The 20,627-nt window shown below is 73.5% G+C and carries 15 protein-coding genes; 8 read left to right on the top strand and 7 right to left on the bottom strand.

Annotation, left to right across the window (positions count from 1 at the left end):
* The first annotated feature begins 17 nt into the window (after nucleotides 1–17).
* On the top strand, nucleotides 18–779 hold the full coding sequence (locus tag DC432_RS09965) for a general stress protein (RefSeq protein ID WP_116537767.1): 762 nt from the start codon (nucleotides 18–20) through the stop codon (nucleotides 777–779).
* The gene (locus DC432_RS09960; protein ID WP_243393092.1) at nucleotides 776–1,444 is read left to right on the top strand and encodes an alpha/beta hydrolase family protein; all 669 of its coding nucleotides are present in this window, start codon (nucleotides 776–778) and stop codon (nucleotides 1,442–1,444) included. Before DC432_RS09965 ends, DC432_RS09960 begins: the two co-directional genes overlap by 4 nt.
* 117 nt (nucleotides 1,445–1,561) lie before the next feature.
* On the opposite strand, the gene DC432_RS09955 is transcribed toward DC432_RS09960, so the two are convergent.
* The 3 genes from DC432_RS09955 to DC432_RS09945 form a co-directional block, all read right to left on the bottom strand.
* On the bottom strand, nucleotides 1,562–3,343 hold the full coding sequence (locus DC432_RS09955) for a gamma-glutamyltransferase family protein (protein ID WP_116537766.1): 1,782 nt from the start codon (nucleotides 3,341–3,343) through the stop codon (nucleotides 1,562–1,564).
* Entirely contained in the window at nucleotides 3,340–4,803 is a 1,464-nt protein-coding gene (locus DC432_RS09950) for an aminopeptidase P family protein (RefSeq protein WP_116537765.1), read from the bottom strand. Before DC432_RS09950 ends, DC432_RS09955 begins: the two co-directional genes overlap by 4 nt.
* A 95-nt stretch (nucleotides 4,804–4,898) precedes the next feature.
* Nucleotides 4,899–5,927, bottom strand: coding sequence for an endonuclease/exonuclease/phosphatase family protein (locus tag DC432_RS09945; RefSeq protein WP_116537764.1), 1,029 nt, complete (start codon nucleotides 5,925–5,927; stop codon nucleotides 4,899–4,901).
* A gap of 105 nt (nucleotides 5,928–6,032) precedes the next feature.
* Here DC432_RS09945 and DC432_RS09940 point away from each other — a divergent pair, with 105 nt between their 5' ends.
* Nucleotides 6,033–6,893, top strand: a complete 861-nt coding sequence (locus tag DC432_RS09940) for a PHP domain-containing protein (protein WP_116537763.1) — start codon at nucleotides 6,033–6,035, stop codon at nucleotides 6,891–6,893.
* 823 nt (nucleotides 6,894–7,716) lie between these two features.
* Here the strand turns inward: DC432_RS09940 and DC432_RS09935 are convergent.
* Nucleotides 7,717–9,168 carry a DEAD/DEAH box helicase gene (locus DC432_RS09935; RefSeq protein WP_116537762.1) on the bottom strand — a complete coding sequence of 484 codons (1,452 nt, stop codon included), beginning with the start codon at nucleotides 9,166–9,168 and terminating at the stop codon, nucleotides 7,717–7,719.
* Nucleotides 9,169–9,318: 150 nt separating this feature from the next.
* Between DC432_RS09935 and DC432_RS09930 the strand changes: the two genes are divergently transcribed.
* A complete protein-coding gene (locus DC432_RS09930) occupies nucleotides 9,319–10,035 on the top strand; it encodes a ferritin-like fold-containing protein (protein WP_116537761.1) in 717 nt (238 codons plus the stop codon).
* Nucleotides 10,036–10,093: 58 nt separating this feature from the next.
* Here the strand turns inward: DC432_RS09930 and DC432_RS09925 are convergent, their stop codons facing one another.
* Together DC432_RS09925 and DC432_RS09920 are read right to left on the bottom strand one after the other, a co-directional pair.
* Nucleotides 10,094–10,381, bottom strand: coding sequence for a hypothetical protein (locus DC432_RS09925; protein ID WP_116537760.1), 288 nt, complete (start codon nucleotides 10,379–10,381; stop codon nucleotides 10,094–10,096).
* A 10-nt stretch (nucleotides 10,382–10,391) separates the two neighbouring features.
* Entirely contained in the window at nucleotides 10,392–10,616 is a 225-nt protein-coding gene (locus DC432_RS09920) for a DUF3107 domain-containing protein (protein ID WP_116537759.1), read from the bottom strand.
* A 155-nt stretch (nucleotides 10,617–10,771) separates the two neighbouring features.
* On the opposite strand from DC432_RS09920, the gene DC432_RS09915 reads away from it, so the two are divergent.
* Together DC432_RS09915 and DC432_RS09910 are read left to right on the top strand one after the other, a co-directional pair.
* Complete coding sequence (locus DC432_RS09915; RefSeq protein ID WP_116537758.1) at nucleotides 10,772–13,918, top strand: ATP-dependent helicase; 3,147 nt, start codon at nucleotides 10,772–10,774, stop codon at nucleotides 13,916–13,918.
* Nucleotides 13,915–17,202, top strand: a complete 3,288-nt coding sequence (locus DC432_RS09910) for an ATP-dependent DNA helicase (protein WP_116537790.1) — start codon at nucleotides 13,915–13,917, stop codon at nucleotides 17,200–17,202. The genes DC432_RS09915 and DC432_RS09910 overlap by 4 nt, the downstream gene beginning before the upstream one ends.
* A 209-nt stretch (nucleotides 17,203–17,411) precedes the next feature.
* Here the strand turns inward: DC432_RS09910 and DC432_RS09905 are convergent, their stop codons facing one another.
* Nucleotides 17,412–18,893, bottom strand: coding sequence for a phosphotransferase (locus DC432_RS09905; protein WP_116537757.1), 1,482 nt, complete (start codon nucleotides 18,891–18,893; stop codon nucleotides 17,412–17,414).
* 107 nt (nucleotides 18,894–19,000) lie between these two features.
* On the opposite strand from DC432_RS09905, the gene nudC reads away from it, so the two are divergent.
* Together nudC and DC432_RS09895 are read left to right on the top strand one after the other, a co-directional pair.
* Nucleotides 19,001–19,912 carry an NAD(+) diphosphatase gene (nudC, locus tag DC432_RS09900; protein WP_116537756.1) on the top strand — a complete coding sequence of 304 codons (912 nt, stop codon included), beginning with the start codon at nucleotides 19,001–19,003 and terminating at the stop codon, nucleotides 19,910–19,912.
* Nucleotides 19,909–20,627 (top strand): UvrD-helicase domain-containing protein (locus DC432_RS09895; protein ID WP_133177915.1); only part of this gene is annotated, 719 nt, incomplete at its 3' end. The genes nudC and DC432_RS09895, both read left to right, overlap by 4 nt.

Genomic DNA, 20,627 nt, shown 5'->3' with positions numbered 1-20,627 from the left:
CGTGACAGGATGATGAAATGAGTATGTTCGCGCAGCGTCCGGGTGCCGGTCGCGACGAGGTCGGCGACAAGATCGCCTCGTTCCCCACGTACGAGCAGGCGCAGAAGGCCGTCTCGTCGCTCATCGCCGCCGAGGTTCCCGCGCGCGACATCGCGATCGTGGGTTCGGGCCTGCGCTCGATCGAGCGGATCACCGGAAAGCTCGGCTACGCCACGGCGGCCCGCTCGGGTGCGCTGAACGGCCTGATGCTGGGTCTGCTGTTCGCGTTCATCTTCGTGCTCGGCACGCCGACCGCGCAGATCTCGGCCTTCATCGGCGTGCTGCTGATCGGTATGGCCCTCGGCATGCTTCTGAGCCTGGGCACGTACTCGATCGTCCGTCGCCGTCGCGACTTCGCCTCGGTCATGCAGGTCGCCGCCGACCACTACGACGTGTGCGTCGCCGCGACCAGCGTGCACAAGGCGCGCGGCGTCCTGGGCCCCACCGGCACGGCCGCGCGCTCCACCGTGTCGCGCCCCGTCGGCGACGACTCCACGCCCCCGCAGTACGGCGAGCGCCGCCCGTCGGGTCAAGCCGCGCCGCCGCGTCCGCCGGTGCCCTCGGTCGCCCCCGGCTCCGCGCCGCGCGACGACGAGCCGCCGCGGTACGGCGAGCGCATCGCTCCGAAGGCTCCCGCGGCCGAGGCGCCGTCGTCCGCCGATGCGGGCGGTTCCGGCCGCTCCGGTCCCGACGCGCCCGCGGACGGTCCCGACGCGGACGACACCCCCGCCTCGCGGTGACCCCGCAGCCCGTCCGCATCGCCGTCGAGCTGCCGGCGGGACCCGCCGAGGTGTCGGGGCTCTGGTCGGCTTCCGCGCAGTCGCATGCCACGGTCGCCCTCGCCCACGGTGCCGGGGCCGGCATGGAGCACCCGTTCCTCGTCGGGCTGGCCGACGCCCTGACGGCCGACGGCGTGGCCGTGCTGCGCTTCGTGTTCCCCTACGTCGAGGCGGGACGACGGATGCCGGGCCCCGCCGCCCACGCGGTGGCGACCTGGCGCGGGGTCGAGGCCTGGCTCGCCGCCCACGCGCCGGGCGACTACACGGCGGTGGGCAAGTCGTACGGCGGGCGCATGGCATCCGTCGCCGCCGCCGAGGGGGCCATCGCCCCGGCGCGACTGGTGTACCTGGGATATCCGCTGCATCCGCCGGGTCGCCCCGACAAGCCCCGCAGCGCGCACCTGCCCGCGATCTCGGTACCCCAGCTGTTCGTCGAGGGCGCGAACGATCCGTTCATCGACCCGCGGGGGCAGTTCGACGAGGTGGTGGCCTCGTGCCAGGACGCCCGCGTGCGGTGGGTCGACGGCGGCAACCATTCGTTCGAGGTCAAGGGTGCGCGGCGGCCGGCCGAGCAGATCGGTGCGGGTCTGGCCGGGGTGGTCGGCGCGTTCGCCGGCGGGCGGTGACCGCCGCCATCCGTTCTCTCGGGTGGGCGTGCGGGGCGGGTGGAGCCGGCCCCGTCCGCCCGTTCTCGTGCGGGCCGGGTCATGTGGCCCGGGTGCCCGCCCCGGTCCGGCGGCGTCTCAGCGTCCGGCCGCGTACCCCTGCGCCCCGCGCGGGTTGGCCGCGGCCCACAGCAGGCCGTCGGCGTCGCGTCCCACGGCGCTGACGCGCCCGAGCGCCCAGTCGCCCGCACGGCGGACGCGGTGGCCGCGCTCCTCGAGCGCGCCGATCACGTCGTCGCCCAGGCGGTCCTCGACGGCCGCCCCGGCCGGAACCCACGTGCGCGGCCAGAACGAGTCGATCAGCGCCGTGGTGTTGAGCGTCGGCGCGTCGATCGCCTGCTGCGCGGTGTAGCCGCCCACGAGCATCCGCAGCAGCACCGGCAGCTGCCACTGGTCCTGCTGGTCGCCGCCGGGGGAGCCGATCGCGATCACCTCGTCGCCGCGCGAGAGCATCGTCGGGGTGAGAGTCGTCCGCGGGCGTCGCCCCGGGGTGAGGGATGCCGGATGCCCGGGCACCAGCCAGGTCGCCTGCAGGCGCGTGCCCAGGCAGAACCCCAGCGCGGGGACCGTCGGTGACGACTGCAGCCAGCCGCCCGAGGGGGTGGCCGAGACGACGTTTCCCCACCGGTCGATGACGTCGATGTGGCAGGTGTCGCCGCGGGTCTGCCCCGACCGGTCGACCGTCGGTTCGCCGGTGGACCCGTCCGCCGACAAGCGGTCGGTGCGCAGCGGTGGCAGGCGCGGCTCGCGTCCGTCGGGCGAGCCGGGCCGCAGCTCTGCGGATGCCGCGTGCCCGATGAGAGCGCGGCGCGCGGACACGTAGGCGTCGGACAGCAGGTCGTCGGCATCGACCGCGCCGCCGCCGTCGCCGAACCAGGCGTCGCGGTCGGCGTAGGCCAGCTTCTGCGCCTCGAGCAGCAGATGCGCCCCCTCGGGCGTCGACGGGTCGAGCCGGGCGTCGTCGGCGTCGTCCAGCAGACGCAGCGTGTGCAGCAGCGCGGGCCCCTGCGTCCACGTCCCCGCCTTGTAGACGTCCCACCCGCGGAACCGCGCCGTCACCGCGGGCTCGTAACCGGCGCGCCACGACCGGAGGTCGTCGGCATCCAGGATGCCGGCATGATCCGCCCCGTCGGCGTGACGGTGCGGGTGGGCCACGAACGCGGCGGCCTCGGGCAGCACCTCGGTCATCCACCGCTCGCGGGCGGCGTCGATGCGGCTCTCGCGGCCGGCGTCGCGGTCGCCCGCTGCGACGAGGGCGTCCAGGACGTCGGCCCACGCCGGGTTGCGCACGACCGTGTCGGGCGCGGGCGGGGAGCCGGTCGGCATCCACCTCTCGGCGGACGTCGGCCAGCGCTCGTGGAACAGGTCCGCGACGCGCGCGATGGTCGCGGCGGCACCGGCGACGAGGGGGTGACCGTCGCGGGCGTAGCCGATCGCGAAGGCGAGGACGTCGGCGAGCTCCCACGTGCCGTGGTCGCGCAATAGCAGTAACCACGCGTCGACCGCCCCCGGCACGGCGGCCGCGAGACCGCCCGCCCCGGGGACCAGGTCGAGGCCGCGACCGGTGAAGTGCGCGATGTCGGCGCGCGCGGGTGCCGGGCCCTGGCCCATCAGGACGACCGGTTCGGCCGCGCCCGCCGGGCGGATCAGCGCGACCAGGTCGCCGCCGGGGCCGTTCAGGTGCGGCTCGACGACGTGCAGCACGAACGCCCCGGCCACGGCCGCGTCGAACGCGTTGCCGCCGCGCTCGAGCACCGCCTGCGCTGTCGCGGTGGCCGTCCAGTGCGTCGAGGCCGACATGCCGAACGTCCCCCGCAGGGTGGGACGGGAGGTGAAGGGTGCCGGGGGCGTGAAGGTCATCGCTTCAGCCGGGCGATCCACTCCTCGACCTCGTCCGCGGTGCGCGGGATGCCGGCCGACAGGTTGACGGGACCGTCCGCCGTCATCACGATGTCGTCCTCGATGCGGGCACCGATGCCGCGGTACTCCTCGGGCACGGTCAGATCGTCGATCTGGAAGTACAGGCCGGGCTCGATCGTGAACACCATGCCCGGTTCGAGCAGCCCGTCGTAGTACATGTCGCGACGCGCCTGGGCGCAGTCGTGCACGTCGATGCCGAGGTGGTGGCTCGTGCCGTGGACCATGTAGCGCCGGTGCTGGCCGCCGCGGTCGCCGTCGAGGGCCTCTTCGGCCGTCACCGGCAGCAGACCCCACTCGGCGACGCGGGCCGCGATGACCTCCATCGCGGCCTCGTGCAGACGACGGAACGGCACGCCGACCTTCGCCGCGGCGAACGACGCGTCGGCGGCCTCGCGGACCGTCTCGTAGATGCGGCGCTGGATGTCGGTGAACGTGCCCGAGACGGGCAGCGTGCGGGTGATGTCGGCCGTGTACAGGCTGTCGACCTCGACGCCGGCGTCGAGCAGGATCAGGTCGCCCGGCTTCACGGGACCGTCGTTGCGGGTCCAGTGCAGGTAGCAGGCGTGCGGGCCCGAGGCCGCGATCGTGTCGTAGCCGACGCTGTTGCCGTCGGAGCGGGCGCGCTGGTGGAAGACCCCCTCGACGACGCGCTCGCCGCGCGGGTGCTCGATGATGCGGGGGAGCTCGGCGATGACGTCGTCGAAGCCGCGCCCGGTGACCTCGACGGCCAGGGCCATCTGCGCCAGCTCGTACTCGTCCTTGACCAGGCGCAGCTCGGACACGAAGCGCGTCAGCTCGTCGTCGGTACCGACCGTGCGGTCGTCCGCCTCGGGCGAGAACGCGTCCAGGTGCGCCGTGGTCAGGCCGAGGTCGGCGGCAACGCCGTCGAGAGCGGGGCGCGGGCCGATCCAGAACTCGCCGATCGTGGCATCCGAGTAGAACTCCGCCGTCGTGCGATCGGCGCGCTCACGGAAGTACAGGACCGCCTCGTGTCCCTCGTCGCGCGGCTCGAACACGAGCACGGCGTCGGGCTCGGCGTCACTGCCCCACCCGGTGAGATGCGAGAAGGCGGAGTGCGCGCGGAAGGGGTAGTCGCAGTCGTTGCTGCGCTGCTTGAGGCCGCCCGCGGGGACGACCACGCGCTGGCCGGGGAAGGCCTTCGACACCTTCTCGCGACGACGGGCGGCCCACGGGGCCTGCTCGCGCGCGACGGGCAGCGAAGCCGGGTGCTCGGCCCACCCCGTCGAGATGGTGTCGAGGAACCCGCGGGGGAACGGCGCCTTGCGGTTGCTGGGGGCGACGGTCTGGGTTTGGTCGGCCTGGGGCTCGGCGGCCTGGGGCTCGGCTGCCTGGGGCTCGGCGGTCGGCGCGGTCGTGTCGCGGGGGGAGGGAGCGTCCATCGTTCCAGTCTCGCACTCGACGGCGTCGGGCGCACGGATGCCACGGCCCCGCCGCTCGGATCCAGGGTGGGGAGGAGGGGCGCAGGCGCCCGTCGTCAGCGGGCGGTGCGCTCGAGCTGCACGACGATGGGGCGGTGATCGCTGCCCGACCCGTCGAGGGAGCGCATGACGACCGAGCCCGACACGGTCCAGTCGGGCGTCGCCATGACGTGGTCGATGGGCGCGCCCAGCAGCGCGGGAGCGTCGGTCGGCCAGGTGCCCACACCGCCGTTGCCGCTCTCGGAGGCCGCGTCGTGGCAGCGGCCCAGGGTGCCGCCGTCGATGCCCATTCCCGTCATGTGGTCGAGCGTGGCGTTGAAGTCGCCGGCGAGGATGACGTTGTCGGTGCCGCATTGATCGGCCAGCCACTGCAGATCGCTGCGCCACTGCGGCATGTACTCCTGGCGCGGCGCGACCGCGTGCGCGGCGACGATGATCGGCCCGTCGCCCGAGACCGGCATGGCCACGGCGCTGGGGACGGTGGAGGTGTTGCTCGAACCGTCGAGCGACGACTGGATGACGGAGTAGTCGCCCAGGGTCGGGCGGATCAGCACGGTCGTGGACGTGGCATCCCACCCCGTGATGCCGTATTCGCCGTACTCGGCGTGATGGGCCCACATGGGCTGACCCATGTCGCGCATCATCTCGGCGACCTGCGCGCCGGTGTCGATCGTGGTCTCGGGCAGCGTCACCACGTCGGCCTGCATGCCCACGGCGAACTTCGCGATCGACTCGGCCGAGGTCGCCGAGCCCGCGGTGTTCCACGTCATCACGCGCAGGCTCGTCTCGGTCTTGGCGGGGAGATCGCCGCCGAAGCCGCGGTCGGACAGCAGGGCGACGTTGATGCCGCCCGAGACGCCGAAGATCAGCGCGAGCACCAGGGCCATCGCCCGCACCGGGCGGATGAACGCGAACAGCAGCATGAGCAGCGTCGCCGCGATCAGGGCGGCCGCGAGCGGCGCGCGGAACGAGATCACCTGCGCGAGCGGGAACGTGCGCTCGAGACCGAAGGCCGAGGGCCACGTGAGCACGGCGGCACCCGCCGCAAAGACGAGCGCGACCAGGAATCCGAGCAGTCGACGCACGCATCCGACCCTAGGCGAGCCGTCTGGGAGATCGACGGATGCCGGCAGGGCGATGCCCGAAGGTCGCCGTGGCCACCAGGGGGGTGAGGGCGATACGCTCGACGGATGCCGCACGATCGTCGTTTCGAGGGACCGACCGATCTGCACCTGCACTCCTCGCACTCCGACGGGACCGAGCCGCCCGCCGAGGTCATGGCCGCCGCGCACCGCCACGGCCTGCGCACCGCCGCCCTGACCGACCACGACACGACCTCGGGCTGGGCCGAAGCCGCCGAGGCGGCGACGTCCTTGGGGATGACGTTCGTGCCCGGCATGGAGCTGTCGGCGCGTCACCGCTGGCGCAGCGTCCACCTGCTCGCCTACCTGATCGATCCCGACGACGCGGGGCTGCGGGCGATGACGGATCGCATCCGCTCGTCGCGCCTCGACCGCGCGCAGATCATGGCGGAGCGTATCTCGCACGACTACGACATCGCGTGGGACGACATCGTCGCGCAGACCACCGACGGCGCGACAGTGGGGCGCCCGCACATCGCCGACGCCCTCGTCGCCCGGGGGATCGTCGCCGATCGCACCGAGGCCTTCGCCGGCATCCTGCACCCGTCCGGCGATTACTACGTCGCCCTGTACGCCCCGGACCCGGTGACCGCCGTCGAGCTCGTCGTCGGGGCCGGGGGCGTGCCGATCGTCGCCCACCCGGCCGGTCGCGCGCTGCTTCCCGACGGGGTGCTGCAGGCGATGCTGCGGGCGGGTCTGGCGGGGTTCGAGCTCGCGCATCGCGAGAACCTGCCCGAGCCGACGGCCCTGCTCGCCACGCTCGCGGCCGAGCGCGACCTGATCGTCACCGGGTCGAGCGATTACCACGGTCTGGGCAAGCCGAACGTCCCGGGCGAGAACACGACCGCCGACGACATGGTCGCGCGGCTGTTCGCGCTCGGCCGCGGTTCGGCGCCGGTCTTCGCGTAGGCGCGGGGCGCTGCTCGCGCGCGAGCCCGGGGTGCGGGGCTGGGCCGCGGGGTGCTGCGCTAGGGCGCTGGGCTTGATCCGGGGTGTTTGGCCGGGCGGGGGTGCTGACCCGGGTCCCGATAAACGCTGTGTGTGTCGAGACACGCGTTCGCGGGGCGTGTCTCGGCACAGGGAGCGTTTATCGCGGGGGTGGGGCCGGGCGATGGGGGCGGGCGTGCTGGCTCGATGCGGGGCGCTGGGCTGGGCCGCGGTGCTGGCCCGGGCCCCGATAAACGCTGTGTGTGTCGAGACACGCGTTCGCGGAGCGTGCCTCGGCACAGGGAGCGTTTATCGCGGGGATGGGGGCCGGGCGGGGCCGGGCGATGGGGACGGGAGCGCCGGCCCGCTGCGGGGCGCTGGGCTGGGCGGGGGTGCTGGCCCGGGCCCCGATAAACGCTGTGTGTGTCGAGACACGCGTTCGCGGAGCGTGTCTCGGCACAGGAGGCGTTTATCGCGGGGATGGGGGCCGGGCGGGGCCGGGCGATGGGGACGGGAGCGCCGGCCCGCTGCGGGGCGCTGGGCTGGGCGGGGGTGCTGGCCCGGGCCCCGATAAACGCTGTGTGTGTCGAGACACGCGTTCGCGGAGCGTGTCTCGGCACAGGGGGCGTTTATCGCGGGGGCGGGGGCGGGCCGGGCCGAGCCTAGCCGGGCGGGCTGAGCCTAGCCGGGGCGGGCCGGGCCTAGCCGCGAGGGGCGGGGCGGAGGGGCCGGATGCCGTCGTCCCGGCGTGACGGACGACGGCGCCGACCCCCGAGGGGATCGGCGCCGTCGAAGGGTCCGTGGCTCAGGCGACGGGGGCCGTCGGGGCTCCGGAGCTGCCCCCGCTGCGGCGGCGACGGCGGCGGCGCGGGGCGGCGTTCCCGTCGTGGTGCTCCTTGCCGGCGCCGTCGTGCGTGCCGGCACCGGCGTCACCGCGCTCGGTCGAGCCGCCCTCGGCCGGAGCGCCCGACGACGAGCCTCCCCGGCGGCGACGACGCGGGGCGCGGGTGCCGTCGGCATCCTGGCCCTCGCTCTTCTTCTCGACCTGCTTGGGCGCGACGGCCTTGGGGGCGGTGACCAGGCGGCCCTTGGTGCCCTCGGGGATGTCGAGGTCGGTGAAGAGGTGCGGGCTCGACGAGTAGGTCTCGGTCGGCTCGGGCTGACCGAACTCGAGGGCGCGGTTGATGAGCGCCCACTTGTGCACGTCGTCCCAGTCGACGAAGGTGACGGCGATACCGGTGCGGCCGGCACGGCCGGTGCGGCCGGCGCGGTGCAGGTAGGTCTTCTCGTCGTCGGGGATGGTGTGGTTGATCACGTGGGTGACGTCGTTGACGTCGATACCGCGCGCGGCGACGTCGGTCGCGATCAGCACGTCCTTCTTGCCGGCCTTGAAGGCGGCCATCGAGCGCTCGCGGGCCTCTTGGCTCATGTCGCCGTGGACGGCGGCGGCGTTGAAGCCGCGGTCGCCCAGCTCGTCGACCAGCTTCTGCGCGGCGCGCTTGGTGCGGGTGAAGATGACGGCCTTCTCGCGCCCCTCGGCCTGCAGGATACGGGCGATGACCTCGTCCTTGTCGAGCGAGTGCGCTCGGTAGACGAGGTGCTTGATGTTCGCCTGCGTGAGGCCCTCGTCGGGGTCGTTGGCACGCATGTGGATGGGGTTCGACATGAAGCGGCGCGCCAGGGCGACGATCGGGCCGGGCATGGTCGCCGAGAACAGCTGCGTGTGACGCACCGCGGGGACCTTCGAGAAGATCTTCTCGATGTCGGCGAGGAAGCCGAGGTCGAGCATCTTGTCGGCCTCATCGAGCACGACCTCGGTCGCGTGCGACAGGTCGAGCAGACGCTGGTTGGCGAGGTCGATGAGGCGACCGGGAGTTCCGACGACGATCTGCGCGCCGGCCTTGAGCTGGTCGATCTGCCCCTCGTACGCCTTGCCGCCGTAGATCGCGACGACGCTCGTGGAGCGGTTCGAGGTCAGCATGTCCATGTCTTCGAAGACCTGGACGGCGAGCTCGCGCGTGGGCACGACGATGAGCGCCTTGACACCGGGCTCGGGGTCGAGACCCAGTCGCTGGACGACGGGGATGCCGAAGCCGAAGGTCTTTCCGGTACCCGTCTTGGCCTGACCGATGATGTCCTGTCCGGGAAGGCCCAGGGGGATGGTCTGCTCCTGAATGGGGAAGGCGTCGATGATGCCCTTGGATGCCAGGGCATCGACGATGTCCTGGTCGATGCCGAGCTCGGCGAATGTCGTCATTGTGCGTGCCTGTTCCGGCGGCGAGAGACCGCCTGGGGGAGTCGTATCCACGCCTCACTCGTCCTCAGGCGCGGGGCCCCGATCCATCGCCGGGGCGTGTCCACTCTACCCGGCGTGTTTCTGCGGGCCCCCGACGCCTAGGCTGGGGGCGTGTTCGAGTGGTTCCGTCGTCGTCAGCGCCCGGTGGGCCGCACGCTGCAATTGCGCTCGCGCGGAGACCTGGGCGAGGCCATGCGCGTCGACTTCGCCGAGCTCGCGCCCGACGTCGAGACCTTCCTCGGTCAAGCCGCGTATCTGCAGCTCGGCTTCTTCGAGACGCTCAGCGAGCTGATCGCCCTGACCCCCGAGCTCGCCGAGAAGGAGTCGCTGTCGCGCGCGGCCGGCGCGGCGCTCATCAAGCATCAGGAGCTCGTCGCGCTTATTCGCGAGCGCGGTGCCGATCCGACGCAGCTCATGCTGCCGTTCCGCGAGTCGCTCGACGCGTTCCGCCGCAACACCCACGGGGTACGTGCGCAAGAGACGATGCTCACCGTGCACATCACGGCGGGCATGCTCGACGACTTCTACCTCGCGCTGTCGTCCAGCTACGGCGACACCGGCAAGCGCGTGGCCCGCATCCTGCAGGCCGACGACGATCGGCAGGCGATCGTCGAGATCCTGGGCGCGACCATCGACAGCGACGAGGAATGGCGCTGGCTGCTGGCGCTGTGGGGCCGCCGCCTGGTGGGCGACACGCTGCTGGTCGCGCGCGCCGCGCTGCGGCGCGGGCACCTCGACCGCGACGAAGAGGCCAAGGTCGAGCCGGTGTTCAGCGAGCTGATGGGTGCGCACGCACGGCGGATGGATGCCATGGGCCTCGCGGCCTGAGAGCGGTTGGCGTGCGCCGAGCGCGTCGGTGGCCCGCCCCCGCGGCGAGCCCGTGCCGTCAGGCGCCGATGCGCGCGCGGTCGGCCTCGTCGCGCGCGAGGCGCGAGCGAGAGAGGACCGGGATCAGCGCGAGGACCGTCGCGGCGGGAGCCAGCACGGCCACCAGCCAGAGGATCGGCGAGTCGACGCCCAGCCCGGCCCACGTGAGAGCGGTCCACACCACGGCCGTGGCCGCCGCCCCCGCGAGAGGGGCGAGCGCCGCCCCGCGCAGCTGCCGGTGGGGCAGAGCGAAGTGAGCGGCGAGGCCGACGACCGCGCCGATGATCAGACCGAGCAGGATCTGCACGGGTCTGTCGTCAGGCGACGAAACCGACGCGACGCGACTCTTCGGTGCCGAGTTCGACGAACGCGAGGTTGGCGGTCGGGACGAGGTACGAGTTGCCCTTGACGTCGGTGAACGTGACGTGGCTGGCCGAGCTGTCGAGGGCCGAGGCGACGGCCGACTTGACGGCGTCGGAGCTCTCGTTGGTCTCGAAGTTGAGCTCGCGGCCGGTGTTGGTGATGCCGATGCGGATCTCCACGATGCGTCCTTTCCCCGCGGGCCGCGGTCGGCCCGGCGCGTGATTCGACTCTAGGGCAGGCCTCCGACACCACGACCCGTCGACGGCGCCGCTTCGCGGACGGCGAACGCCGCGTGCCCGCGGGCGATGTCGGAGGTCGCGATTAGCGTGGACGCATGCAGATTCCGGATGCCGTCGCCCCCGACGTCGCGACCGCGGTCGGTGTCGATCTCGACGACGACCAGCGGACCGTTGCGTCGTGGGCGCCCGAGGCGAGCGGCGTCGTGGTGGGGGCGCCCGGCACGGGCAAGACGACGGCGTTGCTGGCGCGCGTGCGGCGGTTGGTGGCATCCGGAGTCCATCCCGACGACCTCCTGGTGTTGACGCCGACGCGGCCCGCGGCCACGGCTCTGCGCGACCCGCTGGCCCTCGCGGTCGGGCGGGCCACGTCGGGCGCGCTCGCGCGTTCGGTGGCGTCGTTCGCGTTCCAGCTCGTCCGCGGTGCCGAGGTGCGCCGCGGCGCCGAACCCCCGCAACTGCTCACCGGCGGCGACGAAGACCAGATCATCCGCGATCTGCTCGAGGGCGACACGCTCGACGAGCTCGAGGGGGCGTCGCGGTGGCCCGAGTGGCTCGGCGCCGCGATCCGCGCCACGCGCGGCTTCCGCGGCGACCTCCGCGCTTTCCTCGCGGAGTGCACCGACCTCGGCGTGTCCTCGGCCGAGCTCGTCGACCTCTCCGAACGGCACGACCTGCCCGTGTGGGCGTCGCTGGCGTCGTTCGCCGACGAGTACCGGGCCGTGCGCGCCGAGATGCGCGGGGCGCATCGCGACGCCGCCGACCTGGCCCGCGAGGCGGTCGCCGTGCTCGACGACGCGCGGGTCGACCGTTCGCTGCTCGGCCGGTTCGCGTCGCTGCGCTGCGTGCTGGTCGACGACGCGCAAGAGCTGACCGCCGGCGGGATCGACCTGCTGCGCGCGTGCCGCCTGCTCGGCATCGGGGTGGTGGCGTTCGGTGACCCCGACGTCGGCTCCGGCGCCTTCCGCGGTGCCACCCCCGAGAACTTCGCCCGACTCGCGCGCGAGCTGGGCGCGACGCACGCCCTCGCCACCCCGCATCGGGGGACGCCCGAGCAGATCGACCTGGTACGGCAGGTCGCCTCGCGCATCGGCGCCGCGGGTGTGGTCGCACACCGCCGTGCTCCGGTCGGCGCCGCCCCGCAGGGCTCGGTGCGGACGTATCTTCTGCGGTCGCCGGCCGAAGAGGCCGACGCCATCGCGCGGCTCCTGCGCGAACGACACGTCCTCGACGGGGTGCCGTGGGGGGCGTGCGCCGTGATCGCCCACGACTCGCGGCAGGTCGCCACCCTCGAGGCCGAGCTCGCCGCGCGCGAAGTACCGGCGCGGGCGAGCGGGCCGGGACTCGCCCTCGGCGTGCAGAAGCCCGTCCGCGACCTGGTGCGTCTGGTCGAGCTCGGTGCGCTCGACCCCGACGAATGGCGGGCCGACGAGGTCGTCGACGCTCTGCTCGGCACGTTCGGCGGCCTCGACCCCATCGAACTGCGGCGGCTGCGCACGGCCCTGCGGCACGACGAGGTCTCGGCCGGCGGAAGCCGACCCGCGACCGAGCTGCTGGTCTCGGGTGTGCGCCACCCGCTCGAGCTCGAGAGCATCGACTCGCGCGAGGCGCGGCGGGCCATCCGTCTCGGCGAAACGCTCGCGGCGATCCGCGCGCAGGCGCGGGCGCGGGCGACGGCGCACGAGATGCTGTGGACCGCGTGGGAGCGCAGCGCGCTCTCGCGCACGTGGCGCGAGGCGACGCGCGGTCACGGCCCGCTCGCCGAGCAGGCCGACCGCGACCTCGATGCGATCGTGGCGTTGTTCCAGGCCGCCAAGCGCTACACCGAACGCGAACCCGACGGCGAATCGTCGACGTTCCTGCGGTCGGTGCTCGACAGCGACGTCGCCGAAGACCGCATCGAGCAGCCCGCGGTCGTCGACACCGTTCGCGTGCTCACGCCCGCCGCGGCCGCCGGTACGTCGTTCGACACGGTCATCCTCGCCGGCGTGCAAGAGGGCGTGTGGCCCAACACCCGACTGCGCGGCGGACTGCTCGAGACGTGGCGTCTGGCCGACGCGGTGCAGAATCCCGACCTTCCCGCCGCCGGCATGCTGGACCGGCGTCGAGCCGCGATGCACGACGAACTCCGGCTCTTCGTGCGCGCCATCAGCCGCGCCGGCTCGCTTCTCGTCGTCACGGCCGTCGACGACGACGACACCGGCCCGAGCGTGCTGTTCGAGATGCTCCCGGCGCCCGAGGCGGCGGCATCCATCCCCGAACACCCGTTGTCGCTGCGCGGCCTCGTCGCCCGCCACCGGCGCACGTTGACCGCGGCGCGGGTCGGCGCGAGCGAGCGCGCTCACGCGGCCGGCCAGCTCGCCCTGCTGGCCGCGGCCGGCGTCGCGGGCGCCGCGAGCGAGCAGTGGTACGGCGTGGCGGCCCCCAGTTCGACGGCGCCGCTGCGCGACCTCGAGCGCGAGGACGTGCGGGTGTCGCCCTCGCGACTGCACGCCCTCGAAGAGTGCGAGCTCGACTGGGTGATCGCCGACCTCGGCGGTGATCGCGGCGGGACGACCGCGGGAATCGGCACGATCATCCACGCGGCGCTCGAGACCGCGGCATCCGCGTCCGAAGACGACCTGTGGGCCGTCGTCGACGAGCGCTGGGGCGAGCTGGTGTTCGACGCGGTGTGGCGCGAACGCGCCGAACGCACGCGCGCCCGCGACCTGGTGCGCCGTCTCGCCGCCTACCTGCGCCGCTTCGACGACGCGGGTGGGCGTCTGATCGGGGCGGAGCGGCACTTCGAGGTGCCCATCCCGGTGGCGGATGCCGCTGAGCACGGAGCCGTGCTGAGTGGCGACATCGACCGGGTCGAGGTCAATCCCGCCGGAGAAGTGGTCATCGTCGACCTCAAGACCGGCAAGAGCGAACCGCAGACCGACGCGAAGGTCGCCGACAACCCCCAGCTCGCCGCCTACCAGTTGGCCTTCGCGTCGGGGGCGATCGAGCAGGCCGCCGGCATGCCGTCGGGCGGCGCCAAGCTTCTCGTCCTGCGGCCGACCGCCGCGACCAAGGACTACGCCGAGCCGACGCAGAAACCGTTCGACGACGAGCAGCGGGGCGCCTTCGTCGAGCGGGTGCAGCGCGCGGTGGGCGTCATGCGCGGTACGAGCTTCGCCGCGCCCTACGAGGTGCACTGCCGCGACGAGTTCTCGTTCGGCCTGTGCCGCATCCACACGGTGTCGGCGGTGAGCGCGTCATGACGGCGATGCTCTCGGCCGCGACGATCGCGGCCGCCCTGGGGCAGTTTCCGCCCACGCTCGAGCAGACGGCGGTGATCGAGGCCCCGCTCGCCCCGGCGCTCGTGGTGGCCGGTGCCGGCAGCGGCAAGACCGAGACGATGGCCGGCCGCGTCGTGTGGCTCGTCGCGAACGGTCTCGTCCGCCGTGACGAGGTGCTGGGCCTGACCTTCACGCGCAAGGCCGCCGGTGAGCTCGCCGAGCGCATCCAGCGCCGGCTGCAGCGACTGTCCGAGTTCGAGGCCCGCGGACTCCTTCCGGCCCTGCCCGCCCTGCACGCGGCGGGGCGCTTGGCGGTCTTCGCCGAGATCGCCGGTCTCGAGGGCGCGCGGGGCGATGCGGTCCGTCGAGAGGCGCTCGACGCCCTCGCCGCCGAGGTCGGCGCCCACAAGGGCGCGGCGGCCGACGCCGACCAGCTGCTGCACCGGCCCACCGTGTCGACCTACAACAGCTTCGCCGACTCGATCGTCCGCGAGCACGGGCTGCGCATCGGCCGCGACTCCGAGTCGGCCGTGCTGTCGGAGTCGGCCGCGTGGCTTCTCATGCGCCGCGTCGTCTTCGCCAGCGACGACCCCCGTCTCGAAGAGCGGCAGGAGTCCCCGCGCTCGCTCATCGACGCGGCCCTGCGCATCGCCCGCGACGGGGTCGACAACCTCGTCGACCTCGAGCGGTTGGCATCCTTCCCCGAGGAGTTCGGGCGCATCGTCGAACGGCCGTCGACGTCCAAGCGCGTCGTCGTCTATAAAGAGGTCGGCGAGGCGGCCGCCAAGGTGTCCGCCCTGTCGTTGCTCGCCGCGCTGGCCGCCGACTACGACCGCGAGAAGGCGCGACTGGGCGTCATGGACTTCGCGGATCAGGTGGCGGGGGCGCTGCGGATCGCCCAGGAGCATCCCGCTGTCGTCGCCGAGCTGCGCGCTCGATACCGGGTCGTCCTGCTCGACGAGTACCAGGACACCTCGGTCGTCCAGACCGACCTGCTCTCGACCCTCTTCGGCGGCACCGGCGTGATGGCCGTCGGCGACCCCCACCAGGCGATCTACGCCTGGCGCGGGGCGAGCGCCGGAAACCTCGGCGGCTTCCCCGACGCCTTCGCCCCCGCGGGGTCGTGCCAGAGGTTCTCGCTGCTGACCAGCTGGCGCAACAGCGCCCGCGTGCTCGATGCGGCCAACGCCGTGCTCGCCCCGCTCGCCTCACGCGCGGCGGTCGCCGTCGAAGAACTGCGATCCCGGCCGGGTGCGCCCACCGGGGTCGTCGAGATGGTGTTCGAGAACGACCTGGATGCCGAGGCCGACCGCGTCGCGGCCTGGTTCGTGGGCGTGCGGGCGGCGCGTGCCGCAGAGGGGCGCCCCACGACGGGGGCCGTGCTGTTCCGCAGCAAGAAGCACATGGTGCGCTTCGGCGACGCGCTCGGCCGACGCGGCATCCCTCATCGCATCCTCGGCCTGGGCGGCCTGCTCACCACCCCCGAGGTGGTGGACGTCGTCTCGGCGCTGCGCGTCATCAGCGACCCCGAGGCCGGCTCGGCGCTCATCCGTCTGCTCTCGGGGCCGCGCTGGGCCGTCGGACTCGCCGACCTGCGCGCCCTCGCCCAGCTCGCCCGCCGACTCGCCACGCACGACGTGGCCCTGCAGCCGCTCGCGCCCGAGGTCGTCGACCGCCTGCGCTCGACCCCGGGGGCCGATCGCGCGTCGCTCGTCGACGCGCTCGACTTCGTCGCCCGTCAGACCGACGGCCACGGCTGGCTCACCGACTTCACGCCCGAGGGGCGCGCGCGCCTGCGCGAAGCGGGCGCGGTGTTCGCGGGGCTGCGCCGCAGCGTGGGCGCCCCCATCCCCGAGCTCATCCGCCTGATCGAGGCCGAGCTGCGCCTCGACATCGAGCTCGCCGCGAACGAGTCGCGTGGACCGGCGCGCATCGCCTCGGCGCAGTTGCGCGCCTTCGTCGACGAGATCCGCGGCTTCCTCGCCGCTGACGAGTCGGGGTCGGTGACCAGCCTGCTCGCGTGGCTCGATCACGCCGAGCAGGCCGACGAGTTCGCCCCCCGGACCGAGCCGCCCGAAGACGACGTCGTGCAGCTGCTCACGATCCACGGGTCGAAGGGCCTGGAGTGGGATGCCGTCTCCGTCGTGCGACTCGTCACCGACGAACTTCCCTCCGCGCCGCGCGACACGAAGGGGTGGCTCGGGTTCGGCATCCTCCCCGCCGAGTTCCGCGGGGACTCCGCCTGGCTGCCGATGCTCGGCTGGCGCGGAGCCGAGACCCAGCAGGACCTCAAGGCCGCGATCGACCAGTTCGTCGCCGACAACCGCGCACGCCAGCTCGACGAGGATCGTCGACTCGCCTACGTGGCCTTCACCCGCGCCCGTGACCATCTGCTGCTGTCGGGCTCGAGCTGGTCGGGCACGAAGAAGCCCCGCACGCCGAGCGTGTTCCTCGACGAAGCCGCAGAGGCGCTCGGAGTCGACCTGCGGGTCGGCGAGCCCGGCGACGACCCCTACGACGGCGAGCGTCGCCTACTGCACTGGCCCCTCGACCCGCTCGGGGCCCGCCGCACCGCGATCACCTCGGCGGTGGCCGCGGCCGACGCGGCGCGCGCGAGCGAACCGGCCGATCCCGACCCCGATCTCGAACTGCTGCTCGCCGAGCGCGCCGACCGTCTGCGCCCGACCCATGCGCCGGCGCCGACGCGCATCCCGGCGTCGAAGTTCAAGGACTTCGTCGCCGACTACGGACGCGCCGTCGACGACCTGCGCCGTCCGATGCCCGAACGGCCGTACCGTCAGACCCGCCTGGGCACGCTCTTCCACGCCTGGGTCGAGCAGCGGTCGGGGCACGTGGGTGCGGGGATCGGTCTCGACGACGACGGGCTGTGGGACGACGACGAGGTCGGCGCCTCGGCCGCGGACGCCGTAGAGCTGCAGCGCCTGCGCGAATGCTTCGAACGCTCCGAGTGGGCGGGCCTGCGCCCCCTCGAGGTCGAGACCGAGATCGACTTCGTCACGACACGACTCGATGGCCGCGAACACGTCGTCATCTGCAAGCTCGACGCGGTTTACCGCCGTGGTGAGCGGTACGAGATCGTCGACTGGAAGACGGGCCGACCGCCCACCACCGAGGCCGACCGGCGCGCGCGCATGCTGCAGCTCGAGCTCTACCGCGAGGCGTACCACGCCAAGCACGGCATCGACGTCGACCTCATCGACGTCGCCCTGTTCTACGTCGGCGACGAGCTGGTGCTGCGCGGCTGACGCGCGACGCCGCGCAGCGGCGGCTACGCCCGGCGGCGGGTCGGCGTTGCGCGGCGGCGCCGCACGGCGGCGGCTACGCCTGACTGCGGGCCAGCGCCGGGCGGCGGCGACTACGCCCGGCGGCGGGTCAGCGCCGCGCGGCGGTGGCCACGCCCGGCGGCGGGTCCGCGCCGCACCCGTGATCTGCGGAAGCGGCGCCGGGAAAGAGCTCAGGCCGAGTCGCCCGACACGCCCCAGCGCTTCAGCGCCGCACGGCTGGCGCGAGCGGCATCCTCTTCGTCGTCCACATCTCCGTCGCGTGCGTGGTCGCCGTCCCGGAAGATCGGGAGCGAGGCGTCGCCGTGATCGCGGATCGCGGGCTCGGGGGTCGACGGCTCGTGCGAGGACTCGGCCGTCTGCGGCCGCGCCCACAGCGAGGTGCCGTCGGTGTCGCCCGAGAGCGCGGGGCCCTGGGTGGCCGGGGCGGTCCAGCCGTCGAGGTCGACCGGGGCGGTGGCGTCCGGGTCGACGCTGTCGGGCTCGGGCAGCTGGTCGACGTGGATGGCGCCGGTCTCGGCATCCGGGTTCTTGCGCTCGTCGAGGGCGTCGGCCAGCGCTTCGGCCGCGGCGGCGCGGTCGCGTTCGGCCGAGAGGTAGAGCGAGAGGGCCTCGGGGTCGTAGGCGTCGGTCTGCATCGACGTGTCGACGACGCCGGGCGCGGCGACGGGCGGCACGCTCTCGACCAGCGCCATGGCGTCGTCGATGTCGCTGCGCGTGTCGGGGACGATGTGGTCACCGCGGACGCCGTCGGCGAGGGCGTCCAGCAGGGCGACGGCGTCGGCGACGACGTCGGCCTCACCGGCGTCGTGTCCGTGCACGAGCCAGCGGGCGAACTCGAGTTCGGCGTACAGGCGCGCGCGTTCTCGCAGCAGGGGGTCGGGGGAGCGGTCGCCGGCCGAGGCGTAGCCGTCGTGCACGTCGTCGGCGGCGAGGGGGGCGGATGCCAACCACCTCAGGTCGATGGCCGGGTCGCCGACGCTCAGGCCGGCCCAGTCGAGGATGCCGACCACGTGGGGGATGGCGTCGTCGTCGTCGGCGAGCACGATGGAGGCGCTGGTCGCTCCGCCCAGCACGACCGCCGACTCGAAGCGCCAGAGGTCGTCGACCTCCAGGGCGCGGCGCCAGCGCAGCATGAGGTCGTCGGACACGCGGCCGGTCGCGTCGGCCCGGTCGAGCAGGCGCTTGACGTCGTCGCGGATCTGCTCGGGCGAGCGCACGGGCAGTCCGTCGGTGCGCACGATCGACACGGGCAGGGCGTGCACGGCCGCGAGGGCTCCGCCGATGGCCGGGGCGTATCCGGGCCCCTTGGGCAGGTGCGCGGGGTCGATCCGGTAGCCGTGGATGTGCTCGGTGATCAGCACGCGCTGGGCTCCCGAGCCGCTCTCGCCGAGCACCTCGGGTACGGCGAAGGGCAGCAGAGCCCGAACGCCCGCGGTCAGGGCGTGCAGGGCGCGCGACTCGGCCGCGAGGTCGTGGGCGCTGTCGTCGGTGGCCGGCATGCGCACGACGACCTGTCGCCCGTCGTCGGTGCGGGCCAGTGCCGCGTCGAAGCGGCCGCCCGCGTTCTCGGTCAGCGCACGGGCGCTCGTGAAGGCGGTTCCCGGCAGGGCCGTCGTCGCCGACGCGGCTAAAATGAGGGGCGAGCGTGCCATGCCCCCAGGGTAGGTCGGCGCCCCGCTCCGCCACTCGCGCCACGCCCTTGACCGCAGAGGTCGAGCCGACGGTCGCCCGCTCGCTCCCATCGTCAGAGAGGTGCTCGATGCCGCTTCCCGCGTCTTCGTCGTCCGATTCCCTCGCCGTCCAGCCGGTCGATCGCTCCGGCGGCGAGCGCGACGAGCCCGACCTGCTGCCGCGGCTGCTGTCCGAGCGGGGCACCCGCGTGCTCGCCGTCCGCCGTGACGCGGCACCGATGCGAGACGGTCGCCTGTTGTACGTCGCGGTCGACGAGCTGTCGGGCGTGCGGGAGTGGGCGTTCCTGGGACGCGACGCCGATGGGGCGGCCGTCCTTCTCGCGGTCCTCCCCGACGACGCCGACGACATCACGTCCCCGGATGCCGAGTGGGCGTCGTTGCGGGCGTCGGGCGGCGACCTGCCCGCCGCCGAGGCCGAGTTGCTGACCACCGCCGTGGCCCTGGCGGGGTGGCTGCGCGATGCGCCGTTCTGCCCGGCCTGCGGGACGCGCACCGAGCTGCGCCACGCCGGCTGGTCGCGGCACTGCCCGGCCTGCGGGCGCGAGCACTTCCCGCGCACCGATCCGGCCGTGATCGTGCTGGTCACCTCGGCATCCGACGACGATCGGGTGCTCCTCGGCGCGAACGCGGCCTGGGGCGGGGATCGGTACTCCTGCTTCGCGGGGTTTGCCGAGGCGGGGGAGTCTCTTGAGGACACGGTCGCCCGTGAGGTGAACGAGGAGGCGAACGTGCGTCTGCGCCGCGTCGAGTACCGCGGCTCGCAGGCGTGGCCGTACCCGCGGTCGCTCATGCTCGGGTTCCGCGCCGAGGTCGTCGATGACGCCGAGGCGCAAGCCGACGGGGAAGAGATCGTCGAGGTGCGGTGGTTCTCGCGTGACGAGATCGGCGCCGCGATGCGCGGCGAGGGCGTCGCGCAGCTGCCGGGGCCGGCATCCATCGCCCGTCGGCTGATCGACGACTGGTACCGGGGCGTCGCATGACCGGCCCTCTCGACGGTCTCGACGAGCATCAGCTCGAGGCGGCGCGCGCGCTGCGCGGACCGGTGTGCGTTCTGGCGGGCGCGGGCACCGGCAAGACGCGCGTCATCACGCGCCGCATCGCGCACGGCGTCGACACCGGGGCGTACTCGCCGCAGCGGGTCATGGCGGTGACGTTCACGGCCAAGGCCGCGGGCGAGATGCGCGGTCGACTGCGCGCGCTGGGTGTGTCGGGCGTGTCGGCGCGCACGTTCCACGCGGCGGCGCTCGCGCAGGTGAACTTCTTCTGGCCGACCCTCGCGGGCGATCAGGCGCCCTCGATCATCGATAACAAGGTGCGGATGCTGGCCCACGCGGCCGACGGTGTGGGGCTCGCGCCCGACACCGCGACGCTGCGGGATGTCGCGGCATCCATCGAGTGGAGAAAAGTGACGCTCCGCTCGATCGAGCAGTACGCGGTCGACCGACCGGACGGTGTCGGCCGGCTCTCGGTGGACCAGGTGGTCGCTCTGCAGCGCGCGTACGAGAAGCTCAAGGACGAGCGGCGCCAGATGGACTTCGAGGACGTGCTGCTGACGTGCGCCGGCATGATCGAGGCCGAACCGCGCGTGGCCGCGGCGGTGCGCGAGCAGTACCGGCACTTCACGGTCGACGAGTACCAGGACGTCTCGCCGCTGCAGAACCGCGTTCTCGAGCTGTGGCTCGGCGATCGCCGCGA

Source organism: Microbacterium testaceum (assembly GCF_003075375.1).
In the GTDB taxonomy this organism is placed as follows: Bacteria; Actinomycetota; Actinomycetes; order Actinomycetales; family Microbacteriaceae; genus Microbacterium; species Microbacterium testaceum_E.
Note: the sequence above shows the minus strand (reverse complement) of the source record. Positions and strands in the feature narration are given on the sequence as shown.

Bases quoted from the DNA above. Each gene is read 5' to 3' on its own strand.
- DC432_RS09915 (WP_116537758.1), top strand. From the start codon at position 10,772: ATGCAGATTCCGGATGCCGTCGCCCCCGACGTCGCGACCGCGGTCGGT.
- nudC (WP_116537756.1), top strand. From the start codon at position 19,001: ATGCCGCTTCCCGCGTCTTCGTCGTCCGATTCCCTCGCCGTCCAGCCG.
- DC432_RS09935 (WP_116537762.1), bottom strand. From the start codon at position 9,168: ATGACGACATTCGCCGAGCTCGGCATCGACCAGGACATCGTCGATGCC.
- DC432_RS09905 (WP_116537757.1), bottom strand. From the start codon at position 18,893: ATGGCACGCTCGCCCCTCATTTTAGCCGCGTCGGCGACGACGGCCCTG.
- DC432_RS09910 (WP_116537790.1), top strand. From the start codon at position 13,915: ATGACGGCGATGCTCTCGGCCGCGACGATCGCGGCCGCCCTGGGGCAG.
- DC432_RS09950 (WP_116537765.1), bottom strand. From the start codon at position 4,803: ATGGACGCTCCCTCCCCCCGCGACACGACCGCGCCGACCGCCGAGCCC.
- DC432_RS09940 (WP_116537763.1), top strand. From the start codon at position 6,033: ATGCCGCACGATCGTCGTTTCGAGGGACCGACCGATCTGCACCTGCAC.
- DC432_RS09965 (WP_116537767.1), top strand. From the start codon at position 18: ATGAGTATGTTCGCGCAGCGTCCGGGTGCCGGTCGCGACGAGGTCGGC.
- DC432_RS09955 (WP_116537766.1), bottom strand. From the start codon at position 3,343: ATGACCTTCACGCCCCCGGCACCCTTCACCTCCCGTCCCACCCTGCGG.